The sequence below is a fragment of the Actinoplanes sp. NPDC048967 genome (genome assembly GCF_040649415.1).
Classification (GTDB): domain Bacteria; phylum Actinomycetota; class Actinomycetes; order Mycobacteriales; family Micromonosporaceae; genus Actinoplanes.
Genome location: NZ_JBEZFL010000004.1, coordinates 604,565 through 622,402 on the forward strand (window position 1 = coordinate 604,565; position 17,838 = coordinate 622,402).

Annotated in this window: 11 protein-coding genes; 3 read left to right on the forward strand and 8 right to left on the reverse strand. The window is 70.8% G+C overall.

The annotated features are described in order from the left end of the window. Positions 1 to 126 precede the first annotated feature (126 nt). Complete coding sequence (locus tag AB0C12_RS20550; RefSeq protein WP_360550111.1) at positions 127 to 2,511, reverse strand: bifunctional diguanylate cyclase/phosphodiesterase; 2,385 nt, start codon at positions 2,509 to 2,511, stop codon at positions 127 to 129. 145 nt (positions 2,512 to 2,656) lie between these two features. Between AB0C12_RS20550 and ilvD the strand changes: the two genes are divergently transcribed. Continuing rightward, positions 2,657 to 4,504, forward strand: coding sequence for a dihydroxy-acid dehydratase (ilvD, locus tag AB0C12_RS20555; RefSeq protein ID WP_360550113.1), 1,848 nt, complete (start codon positions 2,657 to 2,659; stop codon positions 4,502 to 4,504). A 97-nt stretch (positions 4,505 to 4,601) separates the two neighbouring features. On the opposite strand, the gene AB0C12_RS20560 is transcribed toward ilvD, so the two are convergent. Together AB0C12_RS20560 and AB0C12_RS20565 are read right to left on the reverse strand one after the other, a co-directional pair. Then, the gene (locus AB0C12_RS20560) at positions 4,602 to 5,060 is read right to left on the reverse strand and encodes a hypothetical protein (RefSeq protein WP_360550115.1); all 459 of its coding nucleotides are present in this window, start codon (positions 5,058 to 5,060) and stop codon (positions 4,602 to 4,604) included. Then, positions 5,060 to 5,749: a lytic transglycosylase domain-containing protein gene (locus tag AB0C12_RS20565; protein ID WP_360550117.1), complete on the reverse strand. Its 690-nt coding sequence runs from the start codon at positions 5,747 to 5,749 to the stop codon at positions 5,060 to 5,062. Before AB0C12_RS20565 ends, AB0C12_RS20560 begins: the two co-directional genes overlap by 1 nt. A gap of 335 nt (positions 5,750 to 6,084) precedes the next feature. Between AB0C12_RS20565 and AB0C12_RS20570 the strand changes: the two genes are divergently transcribed. Then, positions 6,085 to 7,500: a methionine--tRNA ligase gene (locus AB0C12_RS20570; protein WP_360550119.1), complete on the forward strand. Its 1,416-nt coding sequence runs from the start codon at positions 6,085 to 6,087 to the stop codon at positions 7,498 to 7,500. On the opposite strand, the gene AB0C12_RS20575 is transcribed toward AB0C12_RS20570, so the two are convergent. Genes AB0C12_RS20575 through AB0C12_RS20590 form a run of 4 tightly spaced genes read right to left on the reverse strand, consistent with a single transcriptional unit; the run spans position 7,484 to position 13,138 of the window. After that, positions 7,484 to 9,886 carry a glycoside hydrolase family 2 protein gene (locus AB0C12_RS20575; RefSeq protein ID WP_360550120.1) on the reverse strand — a complete coding sequence of 801 codons (2,403 nt, stop codon included), beginning with the start codon at positions 9,884 to 9,886 and terminating at the stop codon, positions 7,484 to 7,486. The two genes, AB0C12_RS20570 and AB0C12_RS20575, sit on opposite strands and share 17 nt — an antisense overlap. Positions 9,887 to 9,908: 22 nt before the next feature. Next, positions 9,909 to 10,796 carry a carbohydrate ABC transporter permease gene (locus tag AB0C12_RS20580; RefSeq protein ID WP_360550122.1) on the reverse strand — a complete coding sequence of 296 codons (888 nt, stop codon included), beginning with the start codon at positions 10,794 to 10,796 and terminating at the stop codon, positions 9,909 to 9,911. Then, a complete protein-coding gene (locus AB0C12_RS20585) occupies positions 10,793 to 11,791 on the reverse strand; it encodes a sugar ABC transporter permease (protein WP_360550124.1) in 999 nt (332 codons plus the stop codon). Before AB0C12_RS20585 ends, AB0C12_RS20580 begins: the two co-directional genes overlap by 4 nt. Before the next feature lie 60 nt (positions 11,792 to 11,851). Further along, positions 11,852 to 13,138 (reverse strand): extracellular solute-binding protein, encoded by a 1,287-nt coding sequence (locus AB0C12_RS20590; RefSeq protein ID WP_360550126.1) that lies wholly within the window; start codon positions 13,136 to 13,138, stop codon positions 11,852 to 11,854. A 304-nt stretch (positions 13,139 to 13,442) separates the two neighbouring features. Here AB0C12_RS20590 and AB0C12_RS20595 point away from each other — a divergent pair, with 304 nt between their 5' ends. Beyond that, a complete protein-coding gene (locus tag AB0C12_RS20595) occupies positions 13,443 to 14,462 on the forward strand; it encodes a LacI family DNA-binding transcriptional regulator (RefSeq protein WP_360550128.1) in 1,020 nt (339 codons plus the stop codon). Positions 14,463 to 14,464: 2 nt separating this feature from the next. Here AB0C12_RS20595 and AB0C12_RS20600 read toward each other — a convergent pair whose 3' ends face one another. Further along, on the reverse strand, positions 14,465 to 17,086 hold the full coding sequence (locus tag AB0C12_RS20600; protein ID WP_360550130.1) for an EAL domain-containing protein: 2,622 nt from the start codon (positions 17,084 to 17,086) through the stop codon (positions 14,465 to 14,467). Positions 17,087 to 17,838: the final 752 nt, after the last annotated feature.

Sequence of the window (17,838 nt, forward strand, 5' to 3'; positions counted from 1 at the left end):
GCCTGGACAGTCCCGGAGCAACAAAAAAGGTCCTCGTGCCGAAGCACGGGACCTAGCGCACTGTCATCTCTCGTGATCGAGGGACAGTGCGCTCACATAAGTACTCGGGACGACAAGCACATGCGGCTAAGACTGCCCCATCTCACGGGGTGCGTCAACTGATCTCACATCTTGGTCACTCGTTCGCGAGCCGTCCTCCGTCACGAAGGCCGGGTCGGTGGGCAGGAGCGCCCTGACCTGCCGCATTCCCGGGCCCAGCATGATCACCTGACTGCGCGCGGGTGCGCTGGGCGGCACCGGCGGACGCGCCCGCTGGACCGGGACCGGGCGGGCGCCGGAGGATCGTACGGTCTCCAGCTGGGCCTGCAGGTGCTCGGCGGGCACGCCCCAGCCGAACAGCGACCCCTGGCCCAGCCGGCAGCCGGCCTCCTCGACGATCGCCCGCTGCGCCGGGGTGCCGATGCCCTCGGCCAGCACTTCCAGGCCGAGCCGGTGGCCCAGCCGGACGACCACGTCGACCAGCGGCGCCGCCGTGCCGGTGCGCGACTCCGGCTCGGCGACCAGCGCGTGGTCGATCTTCAGGATGTCCACCGGGAGGTTGCGCAGCTGCCCGAGCGAGGAGTAGCCCGCGCCGAAGTCGTCGAGCGCGATCCGTACGCCGGTGGACCGCAGCTCGCACAGCCGCCGGATCAGCTCGTCCATGTCGGTGGCCACCGCGTGCTCGGTCACTTCGAGGACCAGGCGCTGCGGTGGCACGTGGTAGCGCTCCAGCACCTCGGCGACCTGTGCGGCGTAGTCGGCGGCGTGCAGCTCCTTGGGCGACATGTTGACCGACACCCAGACGTCGTGGCCGCCGGCCAGCCACTGGGCGAGCTGCCGGCAGGCCTGGTCCAGCACCCAGGAGCCGATCATGCTGATCAGCCCGGATTCCTCGGCCACCGGGATGAACTCGTCGGGCCGGACCGCCCCCAGCTCCGGGTGGTGCCAGCGGAGCAGGGCCTCGGCGCCGACCGGCCGCATCGACGGCAGCGCGACGACCGGCTGGAAGACCAGGCGCAACTGCTCGCGTTCGATGGCGTGGCGTAGTTCGTTCTCCAGGACGCTGTGCCGGCGCAGCAACTCGTCGTAGCGCTTCTGGTAGCGCTCGACGCGGTTCTTGCCGCGCTGTTTCGCGTACCGCAGGGCCAGGTCGGCGTCGCGCATCAGCTCGCCGGTGTCGCCCGGCGCGGGCGAGTCGGCGACGCCGACGCTCGCGGAGAGGAAGACCGAGCCGTCCTCGGTCTCGTAGGGCTCGCTGAGCACCGCCAGCAGCCGCTTGCCGGCGACCATCGCCTCCTCGGGCGTGGCCCACATCAGCACCGCGAACTCGTCGCCGCCGAGGCGGGCGGCGACGTCGCCGTCGCGCAGGTTGGCCCCGAGCCGCCGGCCCACCTCGGTGAGCACGGCGTCACCGACGTCGTGCCCGCGCATGTCGTTGACGTTCTTGAAACCGTCCAGATCGAGGCCGACCAGGACCCGGGCCCGCTCGCGGGCCGGCGGTTCGCGCAGCGCCCGGACCAGGCCGCGCCGGTTGGCCAGCCCGGTCAGCGGGTCGGTGTGGGCGAGCTCGCGGAAGTGCGTCTCGCGCTGGCGCAGCCGCAGGGTGTGCCGCTTGACGTCGGCCAGGGCCAGATACTGGCGGGCGACCAGCGCGAAGCCCTCGATGCTCACGCCGAGGAAGCCGAAGACGTCGAGGCGGCCCCCGACGGCCAGGTGGTAGCCGAACGCGGCGACCAGGGCGGACATCGGCACGAAGGCGTACCCGGTGTTGCGCTGGGTGACGTCACCGACCACCTCGACCGGCCGATCGGCGATCTTGACGGCGCGGGCCACCACGACCAGGCCGCCGGGCAGCAGCACGGCGCCGAGCAGCACGACCCCGGCCCAGCCGCGGCAGATGCCCGCGGACAGCGCGGTGGCGGCCAGGGCCACCAGGCTGACTCCGGCGGCCACCCGGACGGTGACGTGCCGCGGCCGGTGGGCGTGCATGGCGAGCACCGCGGTCAGACCGAGAGCGATCACCGCGACCCCCGCGGGCAGCAGCATCGACAGGCACCGCGCGGGGGTCTGATCGCCGAGCAGCCGGGTGGGCCGCGAGACCAGCACCCAGCCCACGAACCACAGCGCGGCCGCGACGACGAAGCCGTCGAGCAGGTGCCGGACCGCCGCGCCCGGGCTCTCCGCCGCGCCCGGCAACATCAGCGTGCCGACCAGCAGCGTCAGGGTGCCCAGGGCCATCGCCACGGCGACGGCCGAGGCGAGCCGGATCGGGGCATGCACCAGGAAGAGGCTGCTGAGCAGACCGGCGAGCGCGGCGGCGGTGGCTATCGCGGCGCCCGCGGCGAGCAGCAGATGGGCCCGGCGGGCAGCACCGGTGTGCTTACGGCCGGAGTTGGCCAGGAGGGCGACAGCCGGGACCGCGACCACGAGGCTCGCCAGCCCGGCCAGCTCCACGCCGGACGGTGAGTGCACGGGAACACTCTGCCGTACCGGAGCGCATTTCGGGACCCGACCGATCGACCGGTTTCGAACCGCAACACATGATCGCGTCCCGCGCAGTGGACTGGGTGTCGCCCGGCACAGGCGCGGTCCTTACCCGCGGTGGCAGTATGTAGTAATGCCTGAGCTGCGCTCCCGGACCTCGACCCACGGTCGGACGATGGCCGGCGCGCGCGCCCTGTGGCGCGCCACCGGCATGACCGACGACGATTTCGGCAAGCCGATCGTCGCCATTGCCAACAGCTTCACCCAGTTCGTGCCCGGTCACGTCCATCTCAAGGACATGGGCGGTCTGGTCGCCGACGCGGTGTTCGAGGCCGGGGGCATCGGGCGCGAGTTCAACACCATCGCGGTGGACGACGGCATCGCCATGGGCCACGGCGGCATGCTCTACTCGCTGCCCAGCCGCGAGCTGATCGCCGACGCGGTGGAGTACATGGTGAACGCGCACTGCGCCGACGCCCTGGTCTGCATCTCGAACTGCGACAAGATCACCCCGGGCATGCTGATCGCCGCCCTGCGGCTCAACATCCCGACGGTCTTCGTCTCCGGCGGCCCGATGGAGGCCGGTAAGACCGTCGCCATCGAGGGCGTGGTGCACGAGAAGCTCGACCTGGTCGACGCGATGAGCGCCAGCGCCAACGAGAACGTCACCGACGCCCAGCTCGACACCATCGAGCGCTCGGCCTGCCCGACCTGCGGCTCCTGTTCCGGCATGTTCACCGCCAACTCGATGAACTGCCTGACCGAGGCGATCGGCCTGGCCCTGCCGGGCAACGGCTCGACGCTGGCCACCCACGCCGCCCGCAAGGCCCTGTTCGAGCGGGCCGGTTCGCTGATCGTCGACATCGCGAAGCAGTACTACGCGAACGACGACGAGAGCGTGCTGCCGCGGGCCATCGCCAGCCGCGACGCCTTCGAGAACGCGGTCGCCCTGGACGTGGCGATGGGCGGCTCGACCAACACGGTGCTGCACCTGCTGGCCGCGGCCCGCGAGGCCGAGCTGGACTTCAGCGTGGCCGACATCGACGCGGTGTCGCGCCGGGTGCCGTGCCTGTCCAAGGTCGCGCCGAACAGCCCGAAGTACCACATGGAGGACGTGCACCGCGCCGGTGGCATCCCGGCCCTGCTCGGCGAGCTGAACCGCGGCGGTGCCCTGCGGCAGAACGTGCGCTCGGTGCACTCCCCCGACCTGACCAGCTGGCTGGAGACCTGGGACATCCGCAGCGGCAAGGCGAGCGAGGAGGCGCTGGAGCTCTTCCACGCCGCGCCGGGCGGGGTCCGCACCACCCAGCCGTTCTCGACGACGAACCGCTGGGCGACGCTCGACACGGACGCGGCCGGGGGCTGCATCCGCTCGGTCGAGCACGCGTACACGGTCGACGGCGGCCTGGCCATCCTCTTCGGCAACCTCGCGCCCGACGGCTGCGTCGTCAAGACCGCCGGCGTGGCCGAGGAGCTGTGGAAGTTCAGCGGCCCGGCGCGCGTCTTCGAGAGCCAGGACGCGGCGGTCGACGGCATCCTGGGCAAGCAGGTGCTGGCCGGCGACGTCGTGGTGATCCGCTACGAAGGGCCCCGCGGCGGGCCGGGCATGCAGGAGATGCTCTACCCGACCTCGTTCCTGAAGGGCCGCGGCCTGGGCAAGGCGTGCGCGCTCATCACGGACGGCCGGTTCTCCGGCGGCACCTCGGGCCTGTCCATCGGGCACGTCTCCCCGGAGGCGGCGTCCGGCGGCCTGATCGCCCTGGTCGAGACCGGCGACGAGATCACCATCGACATCCCCGGCCGCACGATCACTTTGAACGTCTCGGACGAGGAGCTGGCCCAGCGCCGGCACACCCAGGAACGCCGGCCGAAGCCGTACACCCCGGCCGACCGGCAGCGCCCGGTCTCGGCGGCGCTGCGCGCCTACGCCTCGATGGCGACCAGCGCGAGCGACGGCGCCTACCGCAAGGTCCCCGAATAATCCGGTACGGGGTCAGCGAACAGCAGAAGCAGCACCGGCCGACCGGCCGCCACCCACGGAGCTTCGTGCGTGGCCGGCCGGTCGGCCGGCTTCCGGGCTAAGCCGGTCTGATACCGAGCGCCGCGAGCAGTTCGTCAAAGGTTTCCTCGGCGAAGACGTTCGCGGCGTCCAGAGCCGCCCGCACCGCCTCGCCGTCCGCCGGGAGACCGGCCTCGGCGGCCCAGGCCAGCGCCAGTTCCGTCACCTCGGTCGGCGTCTGCCCGAGCTCGGGCGCGCCGTAATCGGCGGCCTTCTTCGGATGCAGGTAGACGTGCCAGTAGCCGCCGGCCGGCGTCGCGGCTTCGACATCGGCGACGTCGCTGTCGAGGATGAAAGCCGTCAGCGCCGGTGCTCCGGTCTCCGCCACGAGCATCCGCAGGGCGTTGCGCAGGTCGCCGTCCAGCTGCGCGGCGCGCCACCCGCCCGCGTAGGACGACTCGTCGAGCACGTCGGCGTCAGCCAGCGCGGTGAGCGGCTCCGCCGATCGCGCGACCACGATCCGGCCGGTGTAGCCCATCAGTAGGACCCGGTGCTCTCGGAGCGGGACCAGGCGCCGCACGGCGTCTTGTACCGGCCCTTGATGTAGCCGAGGCCCCACTTGATCTGCGTCGCCGGGTTGTTCTGCCAGTCCGAGCCGGCCGAGCTCATCTTGTTGCCCGGGTAGGCCTGCGGGATGCCGTACGCACCGGAGCTGGGATTCTTGGCCCGGTGGTTCCAGCCGCTCTCCTTGTTCCACAGTTTGTTGAGGCAGCCGAACTGGCTGATCGGGAAGCCGGCGTCGATCATCAACGCGCACCCGATGGCCCGGTTGCCCTTGAACTCGTTGCAGGACGAGGGAATCGGTCCGTCGAAGCCCACGGTCCCGTTCTTCTTGGCCTCGGCCTTGCGCTTCTCGTCGGCCTTCTTCTCGATGGCCCGGCGGTTCAGCATCCGCGCCTTGCCGGCCGCGGCCTTGGCTGCCGTACCGGCCTTGGCCGCGGCCTCCTCCTCGGCCTGGCGCCGCTGGGCCCGAGCCGCCGCGTGCTCACCGTGCCGCTCCTTGAGCAGCCGCAGATCCGCGGCGTCGGCCTGCATGACGAGCCCGGCCTGAGCGCCGGCGAGCTGGTCGGTCTGATGCTCACCGAGATACACACCGCCGACGAGACCGCCCACGAGCAGGCCTACCGAGCCCACCCGGACACCGATCCGGCTCCAGAGCCGATCCACGAAAACCTCCGTCGCTTCGAAGACGCGACGACCACCTTGGCCCAACCAACGACGGAAGGGAATAGCGATCACCGACGATGACCGGAATCACATGAGTTGTCGGCCGATCGCCCGCTCGTCACAACGCCCACCGTGAGGGATCGGTGGCGGGGCGTACGCCATCGGTAAACCGTTGGCCGCGGGTACGGCGCGCTGCCAGCATGGGTTTCATGCAGCTGCCTGGTCCGTCGATGATGCGCCCCCTCGCGGGGCCGTTCGGCGTGCCGTAGTCAGCACCGGACAAGTCCTCGCCTCGGGCGGGGACTGCGTGCTCGGGGCGGGGCGGAAGAGGAGCCATGGCCTTCTACGTCACCACTGCCATCCCATACGTGAATGCGCCGCCGCACCTCGGGCACGCGCTCGAGCTCGTGCAGGCCGATGTGCTGGCCCGGCATCGCCGGCAGCGCGGTGAGCGCGTCCGGTTCCTCACCGGGACCGATGACAACGCGCTCAAGAATGTCGCCGCCGCCCGGGCTGCCGGGGTTGAGGTCGGCGCGTTCGTCCGCGCCAACGCCGGCCGGTTCGCCGCCTTGCGGGAGCCGCTGGAGTTGTCGTTCGACGACTTCATCCGGACCGGGTCCGACCCACGGCATGCGCCCGGCGTGGCCGCGCTGTGGCGGCGCTCCGCGGCCGACTTCTACCGCCACAGTTACACCGGTCTCTACTGTGGCGGCTGCGAGCAGTTCTTGGACGACACCGGCTGTGCCGAACATCCGGCCGTCCCGGAACGGGTCGAGGAGACGAACTGGTTCTTCCGGTTGTCCCGCTATCAGGGGCAGATCCTGGAGTTGCTGGAGTCCGGGCAGGTGCGCGTCGAGCCCGCGGCCCGGCGCAACGAGGCGCTGGCGTTCGTCCGGGCCGGGCTGCGCGACCTCAGCGTCTCTCGGCCTGCCGCGCGCGCCGGCGGCTGGGGCATCCCGGTGCCGGACGATCCCGGCCAGACCGTCTACGTCTGGTGGGACGCGCTGGCGAACTACGTCACCGCTCTCGGCGAGGGGGATGAGCTGCGCACGTGGTGGCTGGGCTCGGATGAACGCGTCCACGTCATCGGCAAGGGCATCGTGCGCTTCCATGCCGTGTACTGGCTGGCGTTGCTGCTGTCCGCCGGATTGCCGCTACCCACCACGATCCTGGTGCACGACTACCTGACCGTGGACGGCGCGAAGCTGGCCAAGAGCACCGGCAACGCCGTGGATCCGGTCGCGCTGGCCGGTCGCTTCGGTGTGGATGCGGTGCGCTGGTGGCTGCTCAGCGAGGTTGCGCCGGTCGGAGACACGGACTTCACCGTCGAGCGGTTGGTCGCGCGGGCCGATCGGGATCTCGCCAACGGCCTCGGCAATCTGGTCAACCGGACGCTGACCCTGGCTCGCCGCCAGGAGCGGATCCGGCCGGCCGCCGTGGAATCAGGACTGCCCGGGCGCGTTGATGCCGCACTGCGCGTCGGTGACTTCCGGGCGGCCACCAGTGCGCTGTGGGCCGAGGTCGACCGCGGCAACCGGCTCATCGAGGCCACGCAGCCCTGGAAGCTGGCCGATCCCGGGCCGGTGCTGGCCGAGGTGCTCGGCCTCTGCCACCTGCTGGCCCGCGAGCTCCGGCCGTTCCTGCCCTCCGGCGCCGATCGGCTGGCCGGACAACTGCGCTGCGACGGGCCGCCGCGCCCGGTGTTTCCGAGGCTGGGCGCGGCGGCGCCGGCGATCAGACCAGGTCGTTGACGCAGCGCAGCACCGGGCGGGTGGACAGGGCCGTCGGTTCCAGCCCCGCCCCGCCGCGGATGAGGAACGTCGCCGACTCGCCCGGCAGCAACGTCACGCCCGCCTCGTCCACCTCGGCCGCCGGGTCGAGGCGATCCGGCGACAGGGTCAGGTCCCGCAGGATGTGGTGCGCGGTGATCTTGACGCGCGCGTCCGGGCCCACCGCCTCGAAAACGGCGTCGAACTTCGCCGGCGGCCAGGCGATGTCCTTGTCCTCGGCGAAGAACCACCAGGCCCGGTGCTCCTCGGCCACGGCGACCAGCACCTCCCCGGCCGGGTCGCCGGCTGCGCCGACCTCGGCGGGCAACGGCAGCGTCGTGGCCGCGCCGGGTGCGACCGTCGCGTCGAGCGTCACCTCGGCCAGCACGAGCCCATCGAGGGTACGGCGGGAGACGACCGCCGACACCGTCCACGGCTCGACCGAGTCGTTGACCGCCACCAGGGCCGGACCGCCGTCGCGGGGCTGCATGGTCAGCAGTCGCGGGGCGAAGGAGCGGCGCAGGGCGTACCAGAGGGGCTTCTTGCGGCCGTCGCCGTCCACGGCCGCCCAGGAGGTGACCGGCCAGCAGTCGTTGAGCTGCCACATGATCGTGCCCATGCAGTGCGGGCGCAGCGACCGGAAGTGCTCGATCCCCATCGACAGTGCCCGGGCCTGGTTCAGCTGGGTCAGGTAGTGCCAGTCGTCGAAGTCGCGGGGCGCGGGCAGGTGGGCGTCGAGGCCGCGCTGCAGTTTGGCGTCGCCGTCCGCTGCCTTCTGGTGCGCCCGCATGCCCGGTGAGTCGTGGGTCAGCGGCTCGTCGGCGATGGCCCGGCGCAGGGTCGCGTACGCCGGGGGTGCCTGGTAGCCGAACTCGGCGACGAACCGCGGCCGGTACTCGCGGTACTTGGTGTAGTCGTCGGTGTTCCACACGTCCCAGATGTGCATGGTGCCGTACGCGGGATCGTTGGGGTGTTTGTCGTCGCGGCCCGAGTACGGGCTGCCCGGCCAGTACGGCCGGCTCGGGTCCTCGGCGGCGACGATGCCCGGGAGCACGTCGAAGTAGTAGCCCGCGCCCCACGTCTTGTCGCCCAGCGCCGGCTTCCAGTCCCAGTCCTCGTGGCCCCAGATGTTCTCGTTGTTGCCGGTCCACATCATCAGGCTGGGATGCGACGCCAGCCGCACCACCTGTTCGCGGGCCTCCGCGGCCAGCTCCGAGGCGAAGGGCTCCTCCTCCGGGTACGCCGCGCAGGCGAACAGGAAGTCCTGCCCCACCATCAGCCCGAGCTCGTCGGCGAGGTCGTAGAAGTCCTCGGACTCGTACCGGCCGCCGCCCCAGATCCGCAGGTAGTTGACGTTCGCGTCGATCGCCTGGGTGAAGCGGGCGGCGAGGCGCTCGCGGGTGACCCGGTTGGCGAAGACGTCGTCGGGGATCCAGTTGACGCCGCGCACGAAAACGGGGACGTCGTTGACGATCAGGGTGAACGCGCTGCCGTCGGCGTCCGCTGCGGTGTCGACGCGCACGTCACGGAAGCCGACCTTGCGGGACCAGTTGTCCAGGTCGCCGTCCGGCCCCGACGCGGTCACCTCGAGGTCGTAACGCGGCTGGTCCCCGTACCCGATGGGCCACCAGAGCTCGGGATCGCGCACGGTGAGCGACAGGACGGCCTCGTCGCCCTCGGTCGTGGTCTCCACGCGCTCGCCGGCGACGGTCGCGGTGAGCGTGACCGGTCCGGGGGTCTCCCGTTCGAGGCGCACGCGCACCTCGACCGTGCCCACCCCGCCGGCCACGGTGACCTGCGGGCGGACCTCGGCCAGCCGGGCCGACGACCAGCTCTGCAGGCCGATCTCCTGCCAGATGCCGGCGGTGACCAGTGTCGGACCCCAGTCCCAGCCGAAGTTGCAGGCCGTCTTGCGGATGAAGTTGAACGGCTCGGGATAGGCGTTGGGCCGGTCGCCGAGCCGGTCCCGCTGCGCCTCGGCATAGCTGTACGCCGAGGTGAAGTGGATCCGCAGCTGGTTCTCACCGTCGCGCAGCGCGTCCCGGACGTCGAAGCGGTAGCCGCGGTGCTGGTTGGCGGTGCGGCCCAGTTCGACACCGTTGAGCACGACGGTGGCGACGGTGTCGAGCCCGGCACAGACCAGGTCCGTGCGGCCGGGGCCGGGCTCGTGCTGGAACACGGTGTCGTAGACCCAGTCGGTGCGCCCGATCCAGGCGAGCTTCTTCTCGTTCTCGTCCAGGTACGGGTCGTCGATCAGGCCCGCGGCGAGCAGGTCGGTGTGCACACAGCCGGGCACGGTGGCGGCGACGCTGTCCACGTCGCCGCCGCTGAGCGCCCAACCCTCGTGCAGAGGTCGGTACGAGGTCACGCTTCTCCTTATACGTCCTGTGTCAGGACTTGACGGCGCCTTCCATGATCCCTCGCACGATCTGCCGTCCACCCAGTACCAGCAGCACGAGCAGTGGAACCGTGGCCGCGAACGCGCCCGCGAGCACCCGGCGGTAGATGACGTAGTTACCGCTGGCGAGGTCGGACAGGGCCACCATCGAGGTGGGGAACTCGGTGCCGTTGAGCTGGATCAGCGGCCACTGGAACTCGTTCCAGGTGGCCACGAAGGTCAGCAGGCCGAGCACCGCCAGCGCGGGCCGGATGGCCGGCAGCACGATGCTCCAGTACACCCGCATGGTCAGCGCGCCGTCCATGCGCGCCGACTCGATCAGCTCGTCCGGCACCGCGTGCATGATGAACTGCCGCATGTAGAACACGCCGAACGCGCTGACCAGGAACGGCGCGATGACCGACAGCAGGGTCCCGTTCCAGCCCAGCTTGCCCATCAGGATGTACAGCGCCACGATGCCGAGCTGGTTGGGCACGGTCAGGGTCAGGATCACCACGATCATGAGCTTGTCCCGGCCCGGGAACCGCAGCTTGGCGAACGCGAAGCCGGCCAGCGAGCAGAAGAACAGCGTGGACGCCGTCACCACGAAGGCGACGATGAAGCTGTTGATCAGCGAGGCGGCGAAGTACACCTGCTGCAGGGTGAAGACCTCGCGCAGGTTGTTGACGAACTCGCCGCCGGGGACCACCGACGGCGGGATCTGCGCGACCGCCTCGTCGGTGCTGGTGGCGATGACGAACATCCAGTACAGCGGGAACGCCGACAGCGCCAGCACCGCCACCAGGGCGATGTAGGTGCGCCAGTTCCCGCCGGTGTCCTGCGGTGCGCGGCCGATCTCGGCCCGGCGGCGTGGCTTCAACCGCGGTGCGGTGGCGGTCATCGGCGTCCTCCTCCGAGGCGGTTCGTCGCCAGGGCGTTCAGGGCGGCGACGATGAGGATGATCACGAACAGCGCCCACGACATGGCGGCCGCGTATCCGAGGTTGAGGTCCTTCCAGCCGACCTTGTAGATCAGCTGGGCGATGGTCTGCCACTGCCCGTTCGAGCCGCCGGAAGCGGCCGCGGGGTTCTCCTCGAAGAGCATGGGCTCGTTGAAGAGCTGCAGGCCGCCGATGGTCGACAGGACCACCGTGAAGATCAGCACCGGCTGGATCATCGGCACGGTGATGCGCCACAACTGCCGCCACGGCCCGGCGCCGTCGACAGCCGCCGCCTCGTAGACGTCCTTCGGGATCGACTGCATCGCCGACAGGTACAGCAGGGCGTTGTAACCGATCCACTTCCAGTTGACCATCGTGGCGATGGCGATCCAGGAGCTCCACTTGTACGCCCGCCAGTCCAGCGGCGCGTCCTGACCGAAGCCGACGAGCGACAGCAGCCAGTTGGCCATGCCGTTGTCACGGGAGAAGAACACGGCGAAGACCAGCGTGGATGCGGCCACCGGGGTCACGTACGGCAGCAGCACGCCGACCCGCCACCAGGTGTTGCCGCGCAGCTTGCGGTTGAGCAGGTTGGCGACCATCAGCGCGATCAGCAGCTGCGGCACGGTGGCCAGGATGAAGATGCCGAACGTGTTGCCCAGCGCGTTCCAGAAGGCCTCGTCGTGGATGAGCTTCTCGAAGTTGGCCAGGCCGGCCCAGCCGGTCAGGGTCGGGTCGTCGAGCCGCCAGTTGCGCAGCGCGACGATGCCGTTGAAGACGATCGGGAACAACCCGAAAATCGCGAAGAGCAGGAAGAACGGCGAGATCAACAGGTACGGGACGCGCTTGTTGTCGAAGCGGTGGAGCCAGTTGCGTTGCTTGGGCGCGGATTCGGCGGCGCGGCGGTGCGCCGGTTCGGGATTCGCGGTCGGCGGCGCGCTACGGGTGAGGGACACGGCCACTCCTTCCAGGGAGCAGCGGGGCGGCCACCCGGGCCGCCCCGCCGTCGTTTCGCTTTAAGAAGTGGCTGCCTTCTGGGCCGCCTTGACCGCCTCGGGCCAGGCCGCGTTCGACTTGAGCGAACCCTGCTGGACGCGGGTGATCACGTTCTCCACCGCGACCCGGGTCGGGCCGTTCTTCTTGCCCAGGTACTGCGGCTTCAGGCCCTCCGCGGTGGACGCGAAGATCTGCCCGGTGGGCGCGTTGCTCATGAACTCCTTCTTGTAGTCCAGCACCGCGGGGTCCTTGTAGAGCGCGGGCTGCGAGGGCAGGTTGCCGACGGTCTTGAAGACCTCGATCTGCTGCGCCGGCTGGACCATCCACTCGACGAACTTGTAGGCCTCGTCGGCGTTCTTGCCCTGCTTCGGGATGGTCCACCAGGAACCGCCCCAGTTACCGCCGCCACCGGGGATGGTGGCGATGTCCCACTTGCCCTTCTGGTCGGGCGCGGTGTCCTGGATGTGGCCGAGCATCCACGCCGGGCAGGCCAGCACGGCGAACTGGTCCTTCTTGAAACCCTGGTCCCAGTTGGGCTGGAAGCTGGCGAGGTTGGCCGAGAGCCCGGCGTCGATCGTCTTCATGGCGACGTCGAACGCGACCTTGGGGCCGCCCTCCATCTGCAGCTGCTCGGACTCGTCGTAGAAGCCCTGGGGCTGCTGCGCGAGCACCGGGTTGAACATGTTGGTGCCGGAGTCCACGAACTTCTTGCCGGTGGCCTTGGTGTACTTCTGGCCGGTGGCGATGAAGTCGTCCCAGGTCGCCCAGAGCTTCGAGACCGACTCGCGGTCGGTCGGCAGGCCGGCCTTCTTGAACAGGTCGGAGCGGTAGCACATGGCCAGGCCGCCGACGTCGGTGCCGAGACCGATCTGGGTCTTCTTGTCGGTGGACATCGACTGCTGCCACTTCCACGGCAGGTACTTCGACTCGTAGCTCGCCGCGCCCTTGTCGAGCAGGTTGACGAACTTGTCGCTCTGTCCGCGGAACTGGACGATGAAGCCCTCGTCGACCGCGGAGATGTCCGGCGCGCCGGAGCCGGCGACCAGCTTCTTCTGCAGGTCCTCGTGCTGGGCGTTGTACTCGCCCGAGTTCAGCACGATCTTGACGTTCGGGTGGTCCTTCTCGTACGCGGCCTTGAGCTTGTCAAGACCCATGTCACCCCAGAAGTTGACCTTCAGGGTGACCTGCCCTTCGGCGGCCTTGTCGCTGCCGCCCTCCAGGTCCTGGCCACTGCAGCCCGCAAGAACCAGGCTTCCGGCAAGGCCGGCGGCGATCAGCGCCACGCCCCGCTTGGCGAACCGTTCCATTACTCCTCCACCCAGGGAAAGTGCTGTGAGAATTTACTGAACCGGATAAGTGACGCGACCGTATGACGCGGCTCACGTGGTGTCAAGAGCGTGTTTCATATTGATATCCCCGCCCGTTACCAACCGCTGTAAGCGCCCGTAAAGCGGGGCAAAGCCCCCACTATGCTTCGGTGGGGTTACGCGATCGGTTGTGGTCTGCAACACTTAACCGATCAAGTTCCCAGCCCCCGCCAGGGGCATGGTGGAGCGAGGTAGCGTGAGAGCGCTCCACTGGCGATGTTCCTGGAAGAGAGAGGCGACCCGAGTGAAGCGGCCGACGATCGCCGACATCGCGCGCAGAGCCGGCGTGTCCAAAGGGGCGGTGTCGTACGCGCTGAACGGGCAACCGGGCGTCTCCGACGCGACCCGGCAGCGGATCGTGGCCATCGCCCAGGAGATCGGCTTCAACCCCAACAGCGCGGCCCGCGCTCTGTCCGGGGCCAGCGCCCGCGCGGTCGGCCTCACCCTGTGCCGGCCCGCCCGCATACTGAGCATCGAGCCGTTCTTCATGGGCCTGATCAGCGGTTTCGAGCAGGAGCTGGCCGCCCGGTCGTACGCGCTGACGCTGCAGGTGGTGGCCACCCCGCAGACCGAGACCGAGGTCTACCGCCGGTGGTGGGGCGAACGCCGGGTCGACGGCGTGTTCGTGACCGACCTGCGGGAGAACGACGTCCGCATCCCGGTGCTGAACGAACTCCAGCTACCGGCGGTGGTGATCGGCGGCCCCGGCGACACGGGGAAGCTGGCCCAGCTCTGGTCCGACGACGCCGGTGCGATCACGGAGGCGGTCGGTTACCTGATGGCGCTCGGCCACCGGCGCATCGCCCGGGTCGGCGGCCTGCCGGACCTGCTGCACACGCAGACCCGTACGCGCGCGTTCTCCCAGGTCTGCGCCTCACTGGGCCTGAGCGAGGCGATCACGGTCCCGTCGGACTACACCGGCGAGGAGGGTGGCCGGGCGACCCGCCGCCTGCTGATCAACGCGGAACGCCCGACGGCGATCATCTACGACAACGACGTGATGGCCGTGGCGGGCCTGTCGGTGGCGCAGGAGATGGGCCTGTCGGTGCCGGGCGACCTGTCGATCGTGGCCTGGGACGACTCCCCGCTGTGCTCCCTGGTCCACCCGCCGCTGACCGCCCTGAGCCGGGACATCGCGGCGTACGGGGCGCACGCGGCCCGCCAGCTCCTGGCCGCGATAGCCGGCGAGCCGGTGGGCGACGTGGAAGAGGGAACGGCCCACCTGACTCCCCGGGGCAGCACCGCCCCGCCCCGGGAGAATTGATCTCACGAGGTTCGGTGGGTGTCCAGATACGCTTCCATGCGCTCCGCCGGCGCGGGCCTGGCCAGCGCGAATCCCTGCCCGTAGAGGCACCCCGCGCGCTGGGCGCGCTCGATCTGCTCCGGTGTCTCCAGGCCCTTGGCGACCGTCTCCAGGCCCAGCCGGCGACCCAGGCTCACCACCACGTCGATCACCGCCGGACCGACCGCCGGCTCCGGCGGGGTGTTCACCAGGACCTGGTCCAGCTTGAGCATGTCGACCGGCAGCCTGCGCAGGTGCGACAGCGCCGCCTGGCCCGCGCCGAAGTCGTCCAGCGCCGCCCGGACGCCCAGCTTGCGCAGGCTGGTCAGCGACGCCACCACCGCCGGCAGGTCCTCCGCGACCCAGGTCTCCTGAACCTCCATGACCAGGCGTTCCGGTTCCAGGTCGTAGCGGTCGAGGATCTCCGCCACCCGTTCCGGGAAGCGGGCCGTCAGCAGCTCACGGGGCGACACGTTCACCGACAGCCAGAAGTCACTGCCGCCGGCGCTCCAGCCGGCCAGGTGGCGGCAGGCCGCGTCGAGGACCCACTCGTCCAGTTCGGCGGCGCAGCCGACCGCGCGGGCGATCGGCAGCAGCTCGGCCGGCATGATCGTGCCCAGCTTCGGGTGCCGCCAGCGCAGCAGCGCCTCGACGCCGACCGGCTGCTCGTCGCGCAGCGAGACGACCGGCTGGAAGACCAGGTCGAGCTCGCCGCGCTCGACCGCGCCGAGCAGCTCGCGCTCCAGGTCCATCCGGCGGTGCAGCTGCATCTCGATGTCGGTGTCGTACCACTCGACGCGGTCGTGGCCGAGCTGCCGGGCCCGGCTGCGGGCCAGGTCGGCGTGGCGCAGCACCTCCTCGGAGTCGCTGCCGCCGGTCAGCTCGGCCAGGCCGACGCTGGTGTGCAGCTCGACGATCGTGCCGGGCAGCTGGTACGGCTCCATCAGCAGTGTCACGATGCGGGTGGCCAGCGCATAGGCGAGCACCGCGCCGTCGGTGGTCAGCACCGCGAACTCGTCCCCGCCCAAGCGGGCAGCCACGTCGTCCTCGGCGAGCAGACTGCGGATCCGCCGGCCCACCTGGATCAGGACGGCGTCGCCGATCTCACGCCCCTTGCTGTCGTTGATCTCCGCGAGCCCGTGCAGGTCGATCACCAGCAGGGTGCCGTGCTGCCCGGCGCGGCGCCGGTGCTCGAGCACGTCCCGCATCAGCGCCCGCCGGTTGGCCAGGCCGGTGAGCTGGTCGGTGTACGACAGCTTGTGCAGGGTGCGTTCCAGATGCCGGCGCTCGCCGACGTCACGGACGTGCACCACCAGGGCGGCCACCTCGGGCACCGACCGCTGGTCGGCCACCGTGGACTCGGTGTCGCGCCACATCCCGTGCCCGTCACGGATCCGGGCGTTCAGCAGCGCGGGCGGGCCGTCGTCGTGCTCGCCGGAGAGCAGCGTCTCCAGGCCGGCCTGCGCGCCGGGAACGTCCTCCGGGTGGATGAGCTGCAGGAACGTGCGGCCGACGACCTCGGAATCGGAGAGACCGAAGAGCCGGGCCGCGGCCGGTGACTGCCAGCGGACGGTCAGCTTGTCGTCGAGCACCAGCGTCAGATCGGTGGCGCCGGCGACCAGCGAACGGAAGTGCGCCTCCTTGGTGCGCAGCTGGCTGGTGTAGCGGCGGATGTCGCTGACGACCAGCAGCTCGCGCATGGTCAACACGGCCACCATCGAGATGCCGAGCAGCACGGCGGTCTTGTCGAACGGCCCGAGGAAAGCGAGGTGGTACAGCGCGGCGACGACCCCGATGCCGGCGGGCACCGCGAGCAGCGGATAACCGGAGAGATACCGGTCCTGCTCACGCGGCGCGGTGGCATCGGGCAGGTTGCGCCGGGATCCGCCCTCGGCGGTGAAACCGAGACCGGCCACGATCGGCAGACCGAAGATCGTCACGACCCACCCGGCGCGGTCCGAAAGGATCAGGTTGGCCGCGGCACAGAGTGAGAGCAGCACGACGATGGCGCCACCCCCGCACCGCAGGGCAGCCGGTCGATGCAGCCGGGCCCGCAGCACGATCACGGTGACGATCGAGATGCCGGCCGCGGCCAGCAGGACGCAGATCAACGCCGCGGCCGGGGTGTCCTTCATCGGCGTGACCAGGTACGCCGCGAAACCCAGAGCGACGCCGAGCCCCAGCCCGTCGAACGCGCGCCGCAGCCGGACCGCGACGGTCGAGGCCGCGCCGGGCAGCAGCATGGTGCCGAGAATGTAGAGGACCGCGGCCGCGCCCACCCCGGCAGCGGCGTAGATGCCCCGGCCGGGCGGATCAGCGACGAGCACGGCGGTGGTCGCACCGGTGGCCAGAGCGCCCATCCCGATGTAGCCGGCGCCGCGACAGGCCGCGAACGTGCCGTCCCGGTGGTGGATCGCCAGGGCGGTGTGCACGAGGACCACAGTGGCCCAGATGGCGACGCCACCGACGCCGACAGCCAGCGCGGCCGGATCGGAGATCAGGTTGATCAGGCCCGCGACCAGCACAAGGGCGCCCGTCACGGGGACGGCCAGAAACGCCACCCGGTGGCGCCAGGTGCCTATACGCGCGATGGGCTGCACTGCCACGTGGGGGGTGATCCTCTGCGGACGGTGAGGGCTGAGCGGAACAGGCGGCGGCGACGAGGGGAAGTCACTGCACCCACACCGGGTAACGAGTGTCCCCCGGACAGGTTACGTGCGCGCGGTATCGCTTCGCACGTCGAGATCGTCGGGTATGGACAGCCGCAGGGCAATCCGGCCGAAAGATTCCGCGAGCGTTTCCCGACGGCCCAGCGGAGGGGCGGCCCAGCAGCCCGGGCAGCGCGGCGGCGCGGCGAGCCCAGCAGCCCAGGCAGCCAGGCAGCGCGGCGAGCCCAGCGGCCCTGGCGGCGCGGCGAGCCCAGCAGCCCAGGCAGCCAGGCAGCGCGGCGAGCCCAGCGGCCCTGACGGCGCGGCGGCGCGGCGGCCCAGCAGCCCGGGCAGCGCGGCGCGCCCAGCAGCCCAGGCAGCCAGGCAGCGCGGCGAGCCCAGCGGCCCTGGCGGCGCGGCGGCCCAGCAGCCCGGGCAGCGCGGCGGCGCGGCGGCGCGACGAGCCCAGCGGCCCAGCAGCGCGGGCAGCGAGGGCAGCGCAGCGAGCCCAGCATCCCTGGCGGCACGGCGACCGAGCAGCCATCGCTGCCCAGCAGCCCAGCGGCCCTGGCGGCGCGGCGGCCCAGCAACCCTGGCGGCCCGGCGGACCCAGCGGCCGCGCGGCGGTGCAGCGGCCCAGCAACCCGGCAACCCAGCAGGTCAGCGACGCAGCGGCTCAGCGACCTGCCGGGCCCAGCAGCCCAGCGACC